Source organism: Microbacterium sp. NPDC090014 (assembly GCF_044748285.1).
Lineage (GTDB): Bacteria > Actinomycetota > Actinomycetes > Actinomycetales > Microbacteriaceae > Microbacterium.
On sequence record NZ_JBIVFS010000001.1, the window covers coordinates 1,050,603 to 1,067,818 of the forward strand.

Sequence of the window (17,216 nt, forward strand, 5' to 3'; positions counted from 1 at the left end):
GGCGGATGGCGTCCACGCCCCGCACGCGTGCATGGTCGGTGGTCGGTCACGCCGCGGAGTGAGCAGCCGCACACGGTCGATAGGGTTCAGGTATGTCAGTCGAAACGGTAGAACGGCGTCGGATCGTTCTTCAGAGCGAGGACCGTCGTTTCGACCTCTCGCTTCCCTTCGACGAGACCCTCGATGACGCGCTCGTCCTCAGCGGACTGTCGACGGCCGATCGCTTCGCGACGATCGGTCCCGGCGGATTCGAGATCCCCGGCGACACCGAATGCGAGGACCTCATCGACGGAGGCCTCTACGCGCTGATCGACCGCACGGCACTCGCGCCGCAGGCGCGAGCCACGGGCGCGCCGGAGCGGCCTTCGCGCGCGGACCACGGCGCCCGATGGTGGATGCTCGGCGTCAGCGGACTGCTGCTCGTCGCGGTCTTCGCCCAGGGGGCCGGAGATCCGCTGCTCAGGCTCCTGATCGGTCTCCTCCTCGTGGTCGGCGCCGTGAGCGGTGCCGTCGCATGGTCGCGCCGGGACTCCGCAGCGGGGGTGCGCGGCATCCTCGGCGTCCTCGCGCCTGTCCTCCTGTCGTTCTCGGCCGGAGCGCTCCTGATCCCGGCTCAGCTCGACGCGAGTGCGCACCTCTCTGCCGCATCCGGGTTCCTCGCCGCGGGCATCACCACTTCGGTCATCGCCGTCTCTGCCCGAGCCCGTCCGATGCGCGCGGCCGCCGGAACGGCGACGGTGCTCCTCGTGGGTCTCGCGGCGGTCTGGGGGCTCTCGCTGCTCCTGCGATGGGGCCCCGCCGAGGCCGCAGCCATCTCTCTCGGACTCGTGCCGCTCGGGCTGCGCGCACTGCCCAGCAGCCTGGTTAACCTCCCGGAGGGGTACTTCATCGACTACAAGCACTTCATGACCAGCCGGTGGACGGTCCGAGGGGCGATCCCGGAGTCGGTCGGGCTGCTGCGGCCCGAGCGCATCATCGCCGTCGTCGATGACTCCTCGGCCCGGCTCATCGCCGGAACAGCAGTGCTCAGCGTCGTCGCCGCGCTCATGGCTCCTCTCGCCTTCCTGCGCCCGTGGCCGGACGACCCCTTCGTGATCTCGGGTGGTATCGCACTCCTCGTCTGCGTCGCGCTCGCACTCCTCCTGACCCCTCGGCACACGACGTCGCGCATCCTCCGCTGGCTCCCGCGTGCGGCGGCGGCGGTGGTGTCCGTGGTCGCCGGGCTGCAGGCGGCCGCAGCGCTGGGCTCCGGCTTCCAGGTGCTCGGCGCCGCCGTCCTGTTCGCGGTGGGCCTCGCGGCGGTCGCCGTGATCATCCCCGTCTCCCGCGGTGCGAGCTCGCTCATCTGGTCGCGCTTCGGTGACGCCTTCGAATGGCTCGCCGTCGCCCTCGCCCTTCCCGCGGCGCTGCTCTACGCGAATGTGCTGTCCCTCGTTCGTGGAATGATGGCCGGATGAGCGGGAACGGTGAACCACAGTCCTGGCCGGGCGGTGGAGCGATCCCGCCCGTCCAGCCCGGACCCGGCCAGCTCGGGGAGGTCCCTGCGCTCCCGCCGGCGCTGATCGCCGCGGCCCCCGGTGTCGACGGCGCGCCCCTCCGGTCCGCATCCGCGCCTCCCAGCCCCACTCCGATCGTCTCGACACGCGCCAGGACGAGACGACCCGAAGACGGGCTCGGTCCGGCTTTCGTCGGCTCGCCCGCGGGGACCGGGGCGCGGATCGCCGCCTTCACGCTCGACAGCGCCGCCGTCATCCTCGCCGCGTCCATCGTCCTCATCACCACTCGCAGCATGCTGCTGGCCGGCCTCACGGTCGCCGAGCTCGCGATCTTCCTGTGCGTGCTCGAAGCGCGCACAGGACTCACCCTGGGCAACGCCGTGCTGCGTCTGCGCGCGTCTCGCGGCGACCGGCCGTACTCGCCCGGCGTGGGGCGCCAGTTCGTGCGGGGGATCATCACCGGCGCCGGCTTCCTCGTCGCGGTCGGCAGCTGGGTCGTCGTCGCCTCGAGCGCATGGGACCGTGGCGGACGTCGTCAATCGTGGGCCGATCGCGTGGCCGGCACGGTCGTCGTCGCCGTCCCGCCTCGGGCGCCCGCCGATGCGCCGCAGGAGGCGACGGTCGCCGAGGTCGCCACTCCGCTCGCTCCTCCGCAGGTCGTGCCTCTCGGTGCCCATCCGTCCGTCGTCGACGAGGACTCCGAGCCCACCGACGCCCGCGCGGCCTCGCACCGCACCGAGAAGCCCGCCCCCGCGGCCCAGGGTGACGACAAGCCGCTCTTCACCGTCGCCCCGGCGGCTGCGCAGCATTCCGATGCTCCGACCCCGGCATCCGAGTCCGGGGCGCTGCTCCTGATCTTCGACACCGGCCAGCGCGTGCAGCTGGGGCTCCCTCTGGCGGCGAACATCGGTCGCGCGCCGGTGGCGAGTGTGCACGACGATCGGCTGGTGACCGTGACCGACCCCGACTCCTCGGTGTCGAAGACGCACCTCCGGCTCGAGCACTCGCGCGGCAGAACCTGGGTGACCGATTTCGGCTCCACCAACGGGTCCGACATCCGATCCGACGACGGGCAGACGACCGAGCTCGTCGCCGGTGAGCGCGTTCTGCTCGACGACGCCGACCGGGTGCGCATCGGCAATCGCAGCTTCACCATCAGCCTCCTGCTGGCCACCGACAGCAGCGCCGGAGAGAGAGCATGACAGGACCCCGTCTCGCGCCGCCCCGAGTCCCCTCCGGAAAGCTCCCCGTCCAGGCGCCGCCCGAGCTGCAGCCCAATGACGGCGGTATGGGAATCCTCGGATCCCTCCTGCCGATGCTGGGCAGCGTGGGCGCGATCGTCATGGTCACGATGTCGAACCAGTCGGTGACCGGACTGCTCACCGGCGGGATGTTCCTGCTGTCGTCGCTCGGCTTCGTGGCGGTGAACGGATGGCGTCAGCGATCCCAGCGGCAGGCCGCGACGCTCGGCTCGCGCCGTGAGTATCTCGCCTACCTGACCGAGCTGCGTCAGACCGTGCGGGTCGCGGCTCGCCAGCAGCGCCGTGCCGCGAACTGGCACCTCCCCGCACCGTCGGCGCTGCCGTACATCGCCGAAGAGCGCACCAGGGTGTGGGAACGCGGGATGAACGATCCCGACTTCCTGACGGTACGTGTCGGCACGAGCGACCAGCCGCTGTGCATCTCGCTCGAGGCACCGGAGCTGCCGCCGCTCGCCCAGCTCGACCCGGTCGCCGCCTCTGCCGCGCACCGCTTCATGCTGACGCACGAGATCCAGAAGAACCTCTCGCTCGGCATCACGTTGCGCGACTACGCCCGTGTCGAGATCACGGGAGACGAGACCGAGTCCCGCGGCCTCGCGCGCGCCATCCTGCTGCACCTCGCGACGATGCACGACCCCGACACGGTGCAGGTCGTCATCGCGGCGGACGCGGCGGTGCTCCCGCAGTGGGAGTGGGCGAAGTGGATGCCGCACACGCACTCGCGCACGGTCAGGGACGGACTCGGCGCTGCGCGCATGATCGGCTCTCAGCTGTCGGAGCTCGAGGAGATGCTTCCGGCCGAGGTCAGGGAGCGGTCGCGTTTCGCGCGCGACGGATCCGGTGCCAAGGTGCCGCACATCGTCATCCTGACCGATGGGGTCAGCACCTCCTTCAACGACGCGCTCGTCAGCGGCGACGGCGTGCAGGGTGTGACCGTGATCGACCTCCCCTCACGGTGGGGCGATCTCGACGATCCGAACGCCCTGCGCATCGCGTTCGAGCCGGGGGACAAGGGTCGCCGAGCCGAGCTGGTCAGCCTGCAGGTTCCCGCGCGTCCGTTCGAAGCAGACTCGATCAGCATCGTCGAGGCCGAGGCGACAGCGCGTCGACTCATCGCCCTCTACGCGGGTGGCACGACCATCGCGAAGAAGAAGAGCGCGACGGATCAGGCGGAGCTCGTCGAGCTGCTCGGCCTTCCCGACGTCCGCGATCTCGATCTCGATGCCGCGTGGGCCCCGCGTCTCGAGCGCGACCGTCTCCGGGTGCCCATCGGGCAGACCGAAGACGGCAGCCCTCTGATCCTCGACATCAAGGAATCGGCCCAGCAGGGCATGGGCCCGCACGGCCTCATCATCGGTGCGACGGGTTCGGGCAAGTCCGAGGTCCTCCGCACGCTCGTGCTCGCGCTGGCGATGACGCATTCTCCCGAGCAGCTCAACTTCGTGCTGGTCGACTTCAAGGGTGGTGCCACCTTCGCCGGTATGGCGGACATGCCCCACGTCTCGGCGATCATCACGAACCTCGGCGAGGAGATCTCGCTCGTCGACCGTATGCAGGATGCGCTGCAAGGCGAGATGGTCCGCCGTCAGGAGCTGCTGCGGGCGACGGGGCCCTTCGCCAACGTCGCAGACTACGAGAAGGCCCGCCGTGGCGGACGCACGGACCTCGCTCCGCTTCCCGCTCTGCTCATCGTCGCCGACGAGTTCTCGGAGCTGCTGTCGGCGAAGCCGGAGTTCGTCGACACGTTCGTCAACATCGGTCGCCTCGGACGTTCGCTCCAGGTGCACCTGCTGCTCTCCTCGCAGCGCCTGGAGGAGGGCAAGCTGCGCGGTCTCGACACGCACCTGTCGTACCGCATCGGCCTCCGCACGTTCTCGGCCGCCGAGTCGCGCACCGTGCTCGGAGTTCCTGACGCGTACCACCTGCCCACTCAGCCCGGTGCCGGAATCCTGAAGTCCGACACCGAGACGATGACGCAGTTCCGCGCCGCCTATGTGTCCGGGCCTCCGCCCCGCCGCCGGCGCCGCGCGACATCGGGCTCTGCGCAGAGCACCGGGTCGACAGCGGTCGAGCTCTTCACCGCAGCACCCGTGTGGCGGGCCGAGACGCCCGTCGACGAGCCTGAGGTCGTCGTCGACGCCGAGCCCGAAGAGAAGCGCAACACGTTCGAGATCGCCGTCGAGACGATGAGTGGTCGAGGACCGGCCGCCCATCAGGTGTGGCTCCCGCCGCTCGAGACGCCCGCGACGCTCGACCAGCTGTTCGGCGACCTTGTCGAAGACCCCGCCCTCGGTCTCATCTCCCCGCGCTGGCGGGGCGCCGGCGCACTCACCGTGCCGCTGGGAATCGTCGACGTGCCGCTCGAACAGCGACGCGAGAACCTCGCGATCTCGCTCGGAGGGGCGGCCGGTCACATGGCGATCGTGGGCGCTCCGCTCAGCGGCAAGAGCACCCTCGCCCGCACCACGTTGGTCGCGCTGGCGCTCACGCACACTCCGCAGGAGGTGCAGTTCTTCGTCATCGACTTCGGCGGCGGCAGCTTCACCGGCCTGCAGCGGTTCACGCACATCAGCGGGGTGGCCACGCGTTCGGAACCCGACATCGTGCGTCGCACGGTGGCCGAGGTCACGGGCCTGCTCAACGCCCGCGAGGTGTACTTCCGTCAGAACGGCATCGACTCGATCGACACCTACCGCCAGCGCCGCGCCCAGGGCCTCGCCGACGACGGCTACGGCGACATCTTCCTCCTGGTCGACGGCTGGGGCACACTGCGTGCCGAGTTCGAGATGCTCGAACCGCAGATCCAGGCGATCGCCGCGCGCGGCCTCACCTACGGTGTGCACATCGTCATCACGGCGTCGCGCTGGATGGAGGTCCGAGCCAACATCAAGGACCTCATCGGCACCCGCATCGAGCTGCGCCTCGGCGATCCGACCGACTCCGAGGTCAACCGCAAGGCCGCCGAGAACGTCACGTCGATCCCGGGCCGCGGACTCAACGAGAACGGCCTGCAGATGCTGACCGCACTGCCGCGCATCGACGGTGTCGATGACGCCTCCTCGCTGGCCGACGGCATCGACGACCTGGTCACCCGGGTGGCATCAGCGTGGCACGGCCCCGCGGGTCCGAAGCTTCGTCTGCTGCCGTCGCGCATCAGCCACGCCGATCTGCGAGCGGTCGCCGCCGCCGCTTCGACCGACGGCTCGGAACCCCGCGAGATCCTGCTGGGAATCGACGAGGCCAACCTGGCCCCGTTCTCGATCGATCCGCTCGAAGAGCCTCTGCTCTACCTCTACGGCGACGCCGACTCGGGCAAGTCGTCGATGCTCCGTGGTGTCGTGCATGAGATCACGCGTCTCTACGGCCCGACGGAGGCGAAGATCTTCGTCGTCGACTATCGCCGAGCGCTGTTGGGCGAGATACCGCAGGAGTATCTCGGCGCCTACCTCACGTCGCACGAGATGACCGAGGGCGGGATGAGCGAGCTCGCGCAGTTCTTCCAGAGCCGCATCCCCGGCGCCGATGTCACACCCGACCAGCTGCGCTCCCGGTCGTGGTGGAAGGGCGCCGAAGGTTTCGTGCTGATCGACGACTACGACCTCGTGGCGACGTCGCAGGGCAATCCGGTCGCTGTGCTCGCGCCTCTGCTCGCGCAGGCCGCCGACCTCGGGCTCCACGTGATCCTCACGCGTCGCACCGGCGGAGCCAGCCGCGCGGCCTACGATCCGATCATCCAGCGGATGACCGACCTGGGTGCCACCGGCATCCTGCTCTCGGGAAACCCCGAGGAGGGCCAGCTGATCGGCAAGGTCAAGGCGATCCCGGCCATTCCGGGGCGCGCCCAGATCGTCAGCCGAGACCGCGGGCTGGTCGCCGCCCAGCTGCTGTGGGTGCCGCCGAGCTACCAGTAGGACCGAGAGAGAGGCCGTCATGACCTTCGAACCCCTAACGCCGTCTCAGCCGATGGTGCCGCCCGTGCTCTATCTGCCGTTGAGCGTGACGTCGACTCCGGAGGCGCAGCTCGTCGAGATCAGGGAGTTGAAGGACGGGCGACTCGCTCTCCTCGCATACACGGCGCTCGACCGGCTGCTGACGCTTGCGGGCGAACGGCAGCCGTGGATCCTGGTGCGCACCGAGGACCTCGCGGAGATCAAACGCGCGCAGCCGTACGACGTCGTGATCTTCGATCTCGATGTGCCCGCGTCGTATCGACGGGACGGGGCGATCGCATGACTCGCATCGCGATGGACCCGGAGGTCATGGCCGTCCACGCGAGCATGCATGAGGAGGCCGTGGAGGCGATCGAAGGCAAGCTCGCCGCCATTCCGACCGCCGTCGACGGTGGCCTCGCTTCCGATGCGGTGGCGGCGATCATGATGCGGGTCGGTGACGGCGTCGACGCGCTGTACCGGATCAACGGCACGCTCGGAGAGATCGTCCGTGCCATCGCACAGGATTCCGCGACGAACGAGCAGGACGTGATCGATCAGCTCACCCCGGTCGCGACGATCGTCGAGGACCTCTGATGACGATCGACACGACCACCCATGGTGACGCCGCGCAGGTGCGGGCGGCTGCGGAGTGGCTCGATCCCGGTCTGAAAGACGCGGCCGACGGGTCGTCCCGCACGACGAGCTTCATCCCCACGGGCGTCCGATCGCACTGGTACGGCGAATCGGCTGACGACTACGTCACCATCCTGTCGCGAACCACGGACGCGGCGGACGAGATCGCAGGGTTGGCGCGCGACGCGGCGGAGAAGCTGCGCTCGTACGCCGGCCAGCTGGAGCGGATGAAGGAGGACTTCGCCGCGCATCGGGATAAGGCCCGCGGTGAGGGGCTCCCCGTGAACGGAATGGTGATCGGTCGGCCGGTCTCCCTGATTCCCGTGTGTCCTGCGACGCGCGACGATCCGTACTGGGATGAGTGGCAGCAGCACCTCGACCGCATCGACCTGTACAACAAGATCGCCGAGGACGTCGGTTCGTGGTGGGGCGAGCTCGAAGTCTGGATCAGCGAGAATCTCGACGGCTTCCTCGATGGGCTCCCGACGCAGTCCACCGCACAGAAGATCCTCGCCGGGCTCCACGAGGCGGGCGGTGAGGCTCCGAAGATCTACCTCGAAGGGCAGGCGCTCGCGTGGAAGACGACGGCGAGCGACCTTGTCTCCCATGCGGAGGATCTCCGCCTCGGGGCCTCCGACTTCGTGCGCGAGCTGCGGTCCGGGAACCCGGCTGTGAAGGCGGCTGCGGAGGCGGCCAACCCCGGCGGAATGCGCTGGGCGGCGGACGAGGCGGAAGACCTCGCTCGGCGACTCTCCCGAGCGGGCAAGGCGCTGCCGGTCGTGGGCTGGGGCATCGACATCTGGAACCTGGGTTCCGACATGTCCACAGGTGACGACCCCTCCTCCACTGCTGTGGAGATCGGCGGCGGTGTCGTCGGCGGCATCGCTGCCACCGCCGGCGTCGCGGCTCTCGCCGCGGCGGGCGTGATCACTCTGCCGGTCTGGGGCACTGCGGTCGTCGTCGGCGGGGCTGCGGTGGCAGTGGGCGCCGGCGCTGTCTGGGCGTACGAGAGCTGGGTGCCGCAGGACGTGCGGGAGTCCATCGATGCAGGGATGGAGAACGCATGGGACGCGACCACGGACTTCGCCGAGGACGCGTGGGAGAACACCACCGATTTCGTCGGCGACGTCGGTGACGGCGTCGGGAAGGCGTGGAAGGGTCTGTTCGGGTGATGGGGCAGGAGAAGACCGCGGAGACCGTCTGGGTTCCCGGCCATGCCGGATGGCAGGGCCAGAAGGGGTCGACGACGGGGCTGGTGGTGCTCGGCGTCGTGCTCACGGCAGCAGTCGTCTTCTATGCGGTCACACTGCTGGCCGACCCCGCCCCGGCCATGAAGCTCCTCGGATCGGGGGTCGTGCTGGCGGTCGGCGTCGCGGCGTGGCTGTTGACCGCTCATCTCCGGATCGAACGGGTGAGGGTCGTACGGGTTGCGGTCGACGGATCGACGGTCGTGTTCGGCGGTGCGGCGGAGGTCGTCTGGCCGCTGCGCGCGTTCGTCGCAGCCGGAGCGCTGCTCCTCGCCGGATGGGCGTGGAGCATCTTCACCGTTCCTGCCGAACGGATGACGATACTGACTCTGCTGGGCGTGCCGGTGATCGGGCTGATCCTGCTCACCGTCGGCGTGCGCTCGTGGTTCCGTCCTCTCGACGGCCATCGCCTCACCCTGCGTCGTGACGGGGTCGAGCTGCGGATTCCACGCAACCGCGTGAATGCGGCCTGGGATGAGATCTCGGCTGCATCATTGGAGGGCGATCGCGTGGTCGTCCGTACGACGACGACGCGTCCATCCTCGTGGGCGACGCGCGATCTCGCGAGTGATCCGGTGATCCTCGCGGAACTTGTCTCCTTCTACGGGAAACGCCCCGAGGCCCGCGCCGAGATCGGAGCGGGAACTCTCGCTCGACTTCGCTCGGGAGACTTCTGAGCGCGAGACATGTGAACCCGCGAGCTCAGCGCGTGGCGTCGGCCAGATGACGCGCGTCGTGACTCAGCACCTTGACGATGATGCCGTGGCGACGCAGCTCCTTGGCGGTACGTGCGCCCTCTTCGGAGTCGCGGCCGAGAGCGTTGATGTTCGCCACGACCAGGACGTCACCGGGCTTCAGTGTGCTGATCAATCGCGACAGCCGATCGCTCCAGCTCTCGAGGATGTCGGGAGCGGGGTGCCGGAATCCTTCGATCGGCACCCCGAAACGCGTGAGATCGTCGCGCTGCTCGACCACCGAGGGCATGCCCTCGCGGGAGACCACGAGCCCTACCAGACGTGAACCGTCAGGGCGTGCGAGCCAGAAGTCGCGATTCTGCTGCAGTTCTGTGAAGCACTTGGGGCACTCCGCAGCCGCGTGCGGCAGATGCAGCGGGCTCGTCAGGGCCTCGTCGACGGATGCCGTCGCCTTCATAGGATCGATCGTCTCGCTCATCGCGCACCTCCGGCATCCATTCTGCCCTGCGCGGAGCCGGAGCGGTGACCTTTCAGAGCATCCCGAGGGCTGTGACCGCGTCCCGTTCCTCGACGAGCTCGGCCACCGAGGCATCGATGCGCGTGCGGGCCCACTCGCTGACCTCGAGCCCCTCGACGATCTGCCATTCTCCGTCGACCGACCGCACGGGGAACGACGAGATCAGGCCGGCGGGCACGCCGTACTCGCCATGCGAGACCACGCCGGCCGAGGTCCAGTCGTCGGTGCCGCGCACCCAGTCGCGCACATGCTCGATCGTGGCGTTCGCGGCGGAGGCGACGGACGATGAGCCGCGCACCTCGATGATCTCGGCACCTCGCTTCGCGACCCGGGGGATGAAGGTCTGCTCGAGCCACGTGGGCACATCGCCGACGATGGCCTCGAGCGCATCGGCGACGGGCCTGCCGCCGACGGTCGCGTGCGAGACGTCGGGGAACTGCGTCGCGGAGTGATTGCCCCAGATCGGCACACGTCGCACGGTGTCGACCGGCACGGCGAGCGTCTGTGCCAGCTGGGCTCTGGCGCGATTCTCGTCGAGCCGGGTGAGCGCCGCGAATCGCTCGGCCGGAACGCCGTCCGCCGAGGCCGACGCGATCAGCGCGTTCGTGTTCGCCGGGTTGCCGACCACCGTGACCCGCACGCCATCCGCGGCATGGGCGGCGATCGCGGCACCCTGGGGGCCGAAGATGCCGGCGTTGGCCGCGAGCAGGTCTCCGCGCTCCATGCCCGGCCCGCGCGGTCTCGCGCCGACGAGCAGAGCGAGATCGCACCCGTCGAAGCCGACGGCCGGGTCGTCCGTGACCTCGACGTGCTCGAGCAGTCCGAAGGCGCCGTCCTGCAGTTCGAGGGCCGCACCCTCGGCGGCGCCGAGTCCCTGAGGGATCTCGAGCAGCCGCAGCCGTACCTTCTCGTCGGGGCCCAGCAGGTCTCCCGCGGCGATCCTGAAGAGCAGTGCGTAGCCGATCTGTCCGCCCGCACCCGTGAGCGTGATGGTGGTCGTCATGCCTCGAGCCTACGACGGTGCGAGCCCGTGGTGCAGAGTACCCTCGTGGCATGACCTTCAACCCTGACGCAGACGTCTCCGGCAACACGGCCCGCCGACGTGGCCGTGGTGCCGTCGTAGCCGGAGCGGGCGGCGTCGGCCTGCTCGGCATCATCGCCCTGATCGCCGGACCCCTGCTCGGCATCGATCTGACCGGCCTCCTGGGCGGCGGCACGACCGGTGGCGGGACGGAGCCGCAGGGGGGCAGCGTGATCGAGAACTGCCAGACCGGCGAGGATGCCAACGAGAACGTCGACTGCCGTGTCGCCGCATCCCAGCTGGCGCTCGACGGCTACTGGGAGGACTACATCGATCCGTATCGGCCGCCGCAGCTGATCGTGGTCGATGGAGCGACCTCGACCGCCTGCGGCACCGCGTCGAACGCGGTCGGTCCCTTCTACTGCCCGCCGGATGAGACGGTCTACATCGACCCCACGTTCTTCGATCTGATGGAGCAGCAGTTCGGAGCATCCGCCGGCAACCTCGCCCAGCTGTACATCGTCGGGCACGAGTGGGGACACCACATCCAGTACATCACCGGCGTCATGGACAGGTACCCGAACAACGGCACGGGGCCGGACAGCAACGGCGTGCGCGTCGAGCTGCAGGCCGACTGCTATGCGGGTGCGTGGATCGGGCAGATGACGAAGGAGAAGGACCCCGACGGGGTTCCTTACCTCCTGCCGCCGACCGAGGCGGAGCTCGAGGACGCCCTGAACGCCGCGAACACCGTCGGCGACGACAACATCCAGCAGCAGTCGTCCGGCACCGTCAATCCCGAGAGCTTCACGCACGGCACGAGTGTGCAGCGCAAGGCCTGGTTCGCCCAGGGATACACCAACGGTCTGGACGTCTGTGAGCAGCCGCTGACCGTGTCCGGCGGAGAGCTGTAGGCAGGCGCGATGGACCTGGACGCGCTGTACCCGCCCATCGAGCCCCATGAGACGGGCGAGCTGCTCGTCGGTGACGGACACCGCATGTACTGGGAGGTCAGCGGGAACCCCGAGGGCAAGCCCGTGGTCTTCCTCCACGGCGGACCGGGCAGTGGCACCTCGCCCTGGCAGCGACGATTCTTCGACCCGGAGGTCTACCGCATCGTGCTGCTCGACCAGAGGGGCTGCGGGCGCAGCACCCCGCACGCGAGTGCGCCGGACGCCGACCTCCGCTTCGTCACCACCGCGCACCTGATCGCCGACATCGAGCTGCTGCGCAAGAACCTCGGCGTCGAGCAGTGGCAGGTGTTCGGGGGATCGTGGGGTAGCGCGCTCGCACTCGCCTATGCGCAGGCTCATCCGGATGCCGTCAGCGAGCTGATCCTGCGAGGCATCTTCACCCTTCGGCGCGCAGAGCTCGAATGGTTCTACGAGGGCGGGGCTGCCGCACTGTTCCCCGACCTGTGGGAGGAGTTCATCGCTCCGATTCCGGTGCTCGAGCGCTCGCACATGATCGAGGCCTACCACCGGCGTCTGTTCGACGCCGACCCTGCGGTGCATGGTCCGGCGGCGGTGGCCTGGTCACGGTGGGAGGCGTCGACCGTGACCCTTCGCCCGGACGCCGCGCAGATCGAGGCGATGTCAGACCCGGACACGGCTATCGCCTTCGCCCGGATCGAGAATCACTTCTTCGTGAATCGCGGATGGTGGAGCGAGGGTCAGCTGATCGACGGTGTCGACGGCATCCGCCATATCCCGACGGTCATCGTGCAGGGACGCCACGACGTGTGCACGCCGATGATGACGGCGTGGGATCTGCACGTGGCCTGGCCGGAGGCGGAGTTCGTCGTGGTCGACGACGCGGGTCACTCGGCGACGGAGCCCGGCATCCAGCGAGCGCTGCGTGCCGCGACCGACCGCTTCTCGGCCTGACGGCTCGCGGCCACAGGGAGCGCGTCAGGCGCGCAGAGCCGCAGTCAGCGTCTTCACCAGCCGGATCAGACCGCCGTCGGCGCGGAATCGCGTGAGCCCTTCGCTGACCGTCGCCCCCGTGCGCGCGGAGACGAACCACGGCGGCTTCGGGAGGATGCTGAGGCGTCCGCCGCCATTCGCCACCGGGAGCGACCGGGGGAAGGGACGGAACGGTCCGCGGATCACCGAGCGCTCGACGCGGTCGAGCAGGAGCGCGTTGTGGACCACTCCGATGCCGCTGCCGACGTCGGCGATCGTGCTGCCGGGGAATGCTCCCCAGGTCATCGTCGGGGTGATGAAGCCGAAGGCGGTCCAGCCGTTGATCGCGATAGACCCGTAGCGCAGGGCGGCGATGGCACGGTCGAATCCGGCGCCGAGGGCCTTCTCAGTCGACGGCTCGATGAGCAGGTTCGCCCCGAGGGTCCCCTGCAGCCGGTCATTCGCATAGGCCACCGCCGAGTCGAGGAACTCCTGACCGGTTCCGGTGAGCGAGACGACGCCCAGCACCGGGGCGAAGTACTCGGTGCTCTGCAGCGCCGTGGCGTCGTCGCCCTCGGAGACCTCGACCAGCACTCTGTCGCCGAGCACGAGGGCATCGGGGTACGCGTCGGTCGCGAGGTGCATCCGCGAGGGGGAGCCCGGGTACCAGATCGGTCGTTCCGGAGCGTTCGCATAGGCGCGGCGGAGGGCCGCCCGGAAGTCATCGGCCTGCGCCCAGTCGGAGGACATGATGACGACCTGTCCGGCGATGCAGTTGTGGCCGCTGTTCTGCAGGCGCATGGTGGCGACGTGCTCGGCCTGGTACGTGAGATCGGCGTCGGTCCACTCGCCCGGCACGATGATGATGGGCGATACTCCGCCGAGCTCGGCGGTGATGGGCTTCTTCAGCAGCGGGCGGTCCTCACGGCGTCGCCGGGTGGCGGCAGCTCCGGTGCCCCACACGATCGTGTCGAAGGTCGCGGCCGATCCGGTGATGTGCACGTGCGCGAGGCCGGAATGGCCGGTGAGGTAGGTGCCGACCTCGGGCCCGCCACGGGTGATGCGCAGCAGTCCTGGGCCGATGAGCGGTGCGAGCGCCCGCTTGTAGACGGGCACCAGCGCATCCTGGGTCGGATTGACCTTGAGCAGCGCCGTGCGATTGTGCGCGAGCAGTTCGTAGAGCACGTCGAGCACGGGGATCGAGGTGATGTTGCCGGCGCCGAGCACGAGCCCCACGCCTCCCGATTCCGAGGGTGTGCGCTGGGCCAGTCCGGCCGCGGCGCGTGCGCCGTTCGGGGTCACCCCGGGTTCGAGCCAGACCTCGCCCGTGTAGCCCGAGAGCAGGAACCGATCGAGGCCCGTGAGAGGGAAGGCATGCACGCGGGTGCGTCCACCCGGGGCGCGGTCGATCGTGATCCCGTCGAGCGGATTGGTGCCGTGCGCGAGGCGCGCGAGGGTCTCGATGTAGGCGTCGAGGGCGCCAAGAACGCTGTAGGGACCGCTGAGCCATTCCTCGCCACGCAGCGGATGCCGGGCGTCGAGGCCCTTCGAGGCGGCTGCGGTGTGCGCCCAGTCCTCAGCAGCGGCGGCGACGCTCGAGCGGACGGCCCGCAGGAGCGTGACCCGCTGAGCCAGTGTCAGCGCTGCCCAGGTTCGGGTGCCGGCGTGCAGGTCCTCGATCGCGGTGTCGAGGCGAGTGCGTTCGGCCTCGCCCAGCTCGGGGCTCGCCGTCGAAGCGGCGGGCGTTGTCGCAGAAGTCATCGGCGTCTCCTTCGGACGGGATCCCAGCTTATGTCGCTTACTCCGGTCGGGTGTCGATGTCGGCGCGACGCAGACGGTAGTGGCGGAGCGTCAGCAGGCTCGCTGCCATCAGGAACGAGGGCAGGATGCTGAACGCCAGCACGATGCCCGTGATCGCGGCATCCGGTTGTGAGGCTGTGGCACCTGCGACGCTCGACACGTAGCCCGTCGCGGCGAGGGTGAGGGACACAGCGCTCGCTCCGAGCGCGAACCCGATGGTCTCTCCCGCCGTCCACACTCCCGTGAAGGTACCCGCCTGCCCGCGCCCGCTGTGCCGCTCATCGTGCGAGATCACGTCGGGGAGCATCGCCATGGGCAGCGACTGCAGTCCGGCGTACGCGATGCCCGCCACCGCGATCGAGCCGTACATCCATGCTCCCGGCGTCCAGACCGCGACGACGAGCGATGCGGCGGCGGTCAGGAAGACCCCGCTCGCGATCGCGAACGCCCGCTCCTTGCCCAGGCGTCGCGCCACGATCGTCCAGCCGGGCGTCGCCACCAGGGCGGGACCGACGAGTGCCAGGAAGACCAGCGTGACGGCGTCCTCCGAGCGCAGCACCCAGGTGGCCACGTACTGCGCGCCGGCGAGCATCGTGCCGGTGGCGAGAGCCTGCAGCAGGAACGTGCCGAGCAGTGCGCGGAAGGGCTGGCTGCGACGCAACGTGCGCAGGCCCGCAGCGTACTGCTCACGCAGGCCCACGGGGACGAGGGCCTTCGGTCGGTCAGCCGCGGCCATGCTCCGCGCGGCCGCATCGGCTGTCCGCGATGCGATGAGCATGCCGACGCCGATGAGCACGCCGGCGACGACGCCCATCAGCAGGTATCCCGTGACGGGGTCGGCGGTCACGCGTCTCAACTCGGGTCCGCCGGCGCCGAAGAGCAGGATGGATGCGGTGAGCACGACCACGCGCCACCCGAGCAAGCGGGTGCGCTCGTCGTACCCTGACGTCAGCTCGGCGGGCAGCGCGACGTAGGGCACCTGGAACAGGCTGAATGACGTCGCGGTGGCGAGGAACGCGAGCAGCACGCACACCGCGCCGGCGAGGGGCCCCCACGCCGGCGGCACCGCGAAGGTCAACGCGAAGAACACGGGGAGTGTCAGAGCGCCGACGACCATGAGTCCGCGACGCGAACCGGTCTTCGCGTACTGGCGGTCCGAGGCTGCGCCGATCAGGGGGTCGATGACGACGTCCCAGATCTTCGCGGCGGTCACGATGAGACCGGCCGCGAGTGCGGCGACGCCGAGATTGTCGGTCAGGAAGTACGTCAGCACGAGCCCGGGCAGCGTGGCATAGCCGCCTGTGCCGAGCGAGCCGATCGCGTACAGGGCGACCGTGCGAACGGGCAGGCGGACGGACGCCCGTTCGGGCCGAGCCGCGGTGCTCATCGCGCCAGTGTATCGGTGCGCGACGAGGCCGCTTCAGGTCAGATCAGGGAGAGTTCGCGGAGCTTCGACTCGACGTCCGCGTTCGACGGCTCGACGTGGTGCGAGGAGTCGGGGTAGACCACGACGGGGATGTTCGTGCGACCGGAGATCTCCTTCGCGACGTCGGCCGCGGAGGGGTCGGCGACGAGGTCGACATAGGTGTACTCCACGCCGAGGGAGTCGAGCTGCTTCTTGGTGCGGATGCAGTCGCGGCACCAATCGGCACCGAACATCGTGATGGCGGAGTCTGCAGGAGAAGTCATGTATCCAGCGTAGAGCCGCTCGGCTGGGCAGGCGCCGAGACGGCGGATGCGGCGATGCGACTGATCCGCCATTGATAGATAAGGGTACCCTTACCTATACTCGGGCGTATGAACAGCGCATGCGAGCACCTCGAGGATCCGGACTGGGAGAACATCGAGGGAGTCGTGCTGATCGCGGGTGATTCGACCGATGCCGGGGCCATCGCCGCCATCGCCGCTCGCATGCCGTGGGATGCCGAGGGGGTCATCCTCATCGAGGCGGCCGCTCGCATCCAGTTCCGCCACATCGACGTGCCCGAGGGAGTGTCCGTGCGGTGGCTGCTGCGCGGTGACGGTGCCCGTCAGCATGCGAAAGGCGAGCGCCTCGCGAACGCGGTGCACTCCTGGTGCGTCGAGTGGACGTGCGCGGAGCCGGCGCTGCAATGGACGGTCTGGCTCGGTGCGCACACGCCGCCGCACGTCGCACGGATGGCGCGCAGCCTGCTCGGCGTCGCGAACTGACTGACGGCAGGGTCCGGCCCGGGCCCGCCCCGCCGTCAGTCAGGGGCAGTCAGCGCGTCGCGAGCGCAGGAGCGCCGCCGACGGTCGCGCCTGCGCTGATCGCATCGAGCGCACGACGCAGCGACGAGCTCGACGTGTGCGCGGTGTACGGGAAGTACACGACCTCGACGCCGACCTCCCCGAACTCCCTCTCGAGCCGCAGGCCCTTCTCGGTGCCCCGCCAGTCGTCGCCCTTGAAGAAGTGCGTGAACTGCACGTCTCGCCACGAATCCATCTTCGACGGCGTGGTCTCGACGTACACATCATCGACGAACGAGATGTGACGGACGATCTCCGCCCGCTCGACGGTCGGGATGACGGGCTCGATGCCCTTCACCTGCCGCAGCATCTCATCGCTGACGACACCGGCGACGAGAATGTCGCAGTGCTGCTTGGCGTGACGAAGAAGGTTGAGATGCCCGACGTGAAACAGGTCGAAAGCACCCACGGCATAGCCGATGCGCGTCCCCATGATCTCCC

The 17,216-nt window shown here is 69.3% G+C and carries 16 protein-coding genes; 10 read left to right on the forward strand and 6 right to left on the reverse strand.

All coding sequences use genetic code 11. From position 1 onward, the window contains the following. The first annotated feature begins 92 nt into the window (after positions 1-92). From ACIPV5_RS05010 to ACIPV5_RS05040, 7 genes are read left to right on the forward strand one after another with little or no spacing between them, the layout of a single operon-like run. Positions 93-1,457: a hypothetical protein gene (locus ACIPV5_RS05010; protein ID WP_053098675.1), complete on the forward strand. Its 1,365-nt coding sequence runs from the start codon at positions 93-95 to the stop codon at positions 1,455-1,457. Continuing rightward, positions 1,454-2,698 (forward strand): FHA domain-containing protein, encoded by a 1,245-nt coding sequence (locus ACIPV5_RS05015; RefSeq protein WP_053098676.1) that lies wholly within the window; start codon positions 1,454-1,456, stop codon positions 2,696-2,698. The genes ACIPV5_RS05010 and ACIPV5_RS05015 overlap by 4 nt, the downstream gene beginning before the upstream one ends. Beyond that, entirely contained in the window at positions 2,695-6,669 is a 3,975-nt protein-coding gene (eccCa, locus tag ACIPV5_RS05020) for a type VII secretion protein EccCa (protein WP_230100959.1), read from the forward strand. The genes ACIPV5_RS05015 and eccCa overlap by 4 nt, the downstream gene beginning before the upstream one ends. A 19-nt stretch (positions 6,670-6,688) precedes the next feature. Then, positions 6,689-6,991: an SAV_915 family protein gene (locus ACIPV5_RS05025; RefSeq protein ID WP_053098678.1), complete on the forward strand. Its 303-nt coding sequence runs from the start codon at positions 6,689-6,691 to the stop codon at positions 6,989-6,991. Beyond that, positions 6,988-7,284 (forward strand): hypothetical protein, encoded by a 297-nt coding sequence (locus ACIPV5_RS05030; RefSeq protein ID WP_053098679.1) that lies wholly within the window; start codon positions 6,988-6,990, stop codon positions 7,282-7,284. Before ACIPV5_RS05025 ends, ACIPV5_RS05030 begins: the two co-directional genes overlap by 4 nt. Then, positions 7,284-8,495, forward strand: coding sequence for a hypothetical protein (locus ACIPV5_RS05035; RefSeq protein WP_400340154.1), 1,212 nt, complete (start codon positions 7,284-7,286; stop codon positions 8,493-8,495). The genes ACIPV5_RS05030 and ACIPV5_RS05035 overlap by 1 nt, the downstream gene beginning before the upstream one ends. Then, positions 8,495-9,247: a hypothetical protein gene (locus tag ACIPV5_RS05040; protein ID WP_056276661.1), complete on the forward strand. Its 753-nt coding sequence runs from the start codon at positions 8,495-8,497 to the stop codon at positions 9,245-9,247. The genes ACIPV5_RS05035 and ACIPV5_RS05040 overlap by 1 nt, the downstream gene beginning before the upstream one ends. A gap of 25 nt (positions 9,248-9,272) precedes the next feature. Here the strand turns inward: ACIPV5_RS05040 and ACIPV5_RS05045 are convergent, their stop codons facing one another. Both ACIPV5_RS05045 and ACIPV5_RS05050 read right to left on the reverse strand, forming a co-directional pair. Beyond that, on the reverse strand, positions 9,273-9,743 hold the full coding sequence (locus ACIPV5_RS05045) for a recombinase family protein (RefSeq protein WP_056276664.1): 471 nt from the start codon (positions 9,741-9,743) through the stop codon (positions 9,273-9,275). Positions 9,744-9,795: 52 nt separating this feature from the next. Then, positions 9,796-10,785 carry a malate dehydrogenase gene (locus ACIPV5_RS05050; protein WP_072590671.1) on the reverse strand — a complete coding sequence of 330 codons (990 nt, stop codon included), beginning with the start codon at positions 10,783-10,785 and terminating at the stop codon, positions 9,796-9,798. Between the two features lie 50 nt (positions 10,786-10,835). Here ACIPV5_RS05050 and ACIPV5_RS05055 point away from each other — a divergent pair, with 50 nt between their 5' ends. Next, entirely contained in the window at positions 10,836-11,717 is an 882-nt protein-coding gene (locus ACIPV5_RS05055; protein WP_056276671.1) for a neutral zinc metallopeptidase, read from the forward strand. Between the two features lie 9 nt (positions 11,718-11,726). After that, entirely contained in the window at positions 11,727-12,689 is a 963-nt protein-coding gene (pip, locus tag ACIPV5_RS05060; RefSeq protein WP_171821979.1) for a prolyl aminopeptidase, read from the forward strand. Between the two features lie 24 nt (positions 12,690-12,713). On the opposite strand, the gene ACIPV5_RS05065 is transcribed toward pip, so the two are convergent. From ACIPV5_RS05065 to ACIPV5_RS05075, 3 genes are read right to left on the reverse strand one after another with little or no spacing between them, the layout of a single operon-like run. Continuing rightward, the gene (locus ACIPV5_RS05065) at positions 12,714-14,468 is read right to left on the reverse strand and encodes an aldehyde dehydrogenase family protein (RefSeq protein WP_400340157.1); all 1,755 of its coding nucleotides are present in this window, start codon (positions 14,466-14,468) and stop codon (positions 12,714-12,716) included. 37 nt (positions 14,469-14,505) lie between these two features. Further along, positions 14,506-15,894 (reverse strand): MFS transporter, encoded by a 1,389-nt coding sequence (locus tag ACIPV5_RS05070; RefSeq protein ID WP_400340159.1) that lies wholly within the window; start codon positions 15,892-15,894, stop codon positions 14,506-14,508. A 38-nt stretch (positions 15,895-15,932) separates the two neighbouring features. Then, entirely contained in the window at positions 15,933-16,196 is a 264-nt protein-coding gene (locus tag ACIPV5_RS05075) for a glutaredoxin domain-containing protein (RefSeq protein ID WP_053098687.1), read from the reverse strand. 108 nt (positions 16,197-16,304) lie between these two features. Between ACIPV5_RS05075 and ACIPV5_RS05080 the strand changes: the two genes are divergently transcribed. Then, positions 16,305-16,697, forward strand: a complete 393-nt coding sequence (locus tag ACIPV5_RS05080) for an SIP domain-containing protein (protein WP_056276678.1) — start codon at positions 16,305-16,307, stop codon at positions 16,695-16,697. Between the two features lie 49 nt (positions 16,698-16,746). Here the strand turns inward: ACIPV5_RS05080 and ACIPV5_RS05085 are convergent, their stop codons facing one another. Continuing rightward, the gene (locus ACIPV5_RS05085) at positions 16,747-17,208 is read right to left on the reverse strand and encodes an adenylyltransferase/cytidyltransferase family protein (protein ID WP_053098689.1); all 462 of its coding nucleotides are present in this window, start codon (positions 17,206-17,208) and stop codon (positions 16,747-16,749) included. Positions 17,209-17,216 lie beyond the last annotated feature (8 nt).

Excerpts from the sequence above, each read along its gene's own strand:
- ACIPV5_RS05010 (WP_053098675.1), top strand. The coding sequence starts at position 93 with ATGTCAGTCGAAACGGTAGAACGGCGTCGGATCGTTCTTCAGAGCGAG.
- ACIPV5_RS05015 (WP_053098676.1), top strand. The coding sequence starts at position 1,454 with ATGAGCGGGAACGGTGAACCACAGTCCTGGCCGGGCGGTGGAGCGATC.
- eccCa (WP_230100959.1), top strand. The coding sequence starts at position 2,695 with ATGACAGGACCCCGTCTCGCGCCGCCCCGAGTCCCCTCCGGAAAGCTC.
- ACIPV5_RS05025 (WP_053098678.1), top strand. The coding sequence starts at position 6,689 with ATGACCTTCGAACCCCTAACGCCGTCTCAGCCGATGGTGCCGCCCGTG.
- ACIPV5_RS05030 (WP_053098679.1), top strand. The coding sequence starts at position 6,988 with ATGACTCGCATCGCGATGGACCCGGAGGTCATGGCCGTCCACGCGAGC.
- ACIPV5_RS05035 (WP_400340154.1), top strand. The coding sequence starts at position 7,284 with ATGACGATCGACACGACCACCCATGGTGACGCCGCGCAGGTGCGGGCG.
- ACIPV5_RS05040 (WP_056276661.1), top strand. The coding sequence starts at position 8,495 with ATGGGGCAGGAGAAGACCGCGGAGACCGTCTGGGTTCCCGGCCATGCC.
- ACIPV5_RS05045 (WP_056276664.1), bottom strand. The coding sequence starts at position 9,743 with ATGAGCGAGACGATCGATCCTATGAAGGCGACGGCATCCGTCGACGAG.
- ACIPV5_RS05050 (WP_072590671.1), bottom strand. The coding sequence starts at position 10,785 with ATGACGACCACCATCACGCTCACGGGTGCGGGCGGACAGATCGGCTAC.
- ACIPV5_RS05055 (WP_056276671.1), top strand. The coding sequence starts at position 10,836 with ATGACCTTCAACCCTGACGCAGACGTCTCCGGCAACACGGCCCGCCGA.
- pip (WP_171821979.1), top strand. The coding sequence starts at position 11,727 with ATGGACCTGGACGCGCTGTACCCGCCCATCGAGCCCCATGAGACGGGC.
- ACIPV5_RS05065 (WP_400340157.1), bottom strand. The coding sequence starts at position 14,468 with ATGACTTCTGCGACAACGCCCGCCGCTTCGACGGCGAGCCCCGAGCTG.
- ACIPV5_RS05070 (WP_400340159.1), bottom strand. The coding sequence starts at position 15,894 with ATGAGCACCGCGGCTCGGCCCGAACGGGCGTCCGTCCGCCTGCCCGTT.
- ACIPV5_RS05075 (WP_053098687.1), bottom strand. The coding sequence starts at position 16,196 with ATGACTTCTCCTGCAGACTCCGCCATCACGATGTTCGGTGCCGATTGG.
- ACIPV5_RS05080 (WP_056276678.1), top strand. The coding sequence starts at position 16,305 with ATGAACAGCGCATGCGAGCACCTCGAGGATCCGGACTGGGAGAACATC.
- ACIPV5_RS05085 (WP_053098689.1), bottom strand. The coding sequence starts at position 17,208 with ATGGGGACGCGCATCGGCTATGCCGTGGGTGCTTTCGACCTGTTTCAC.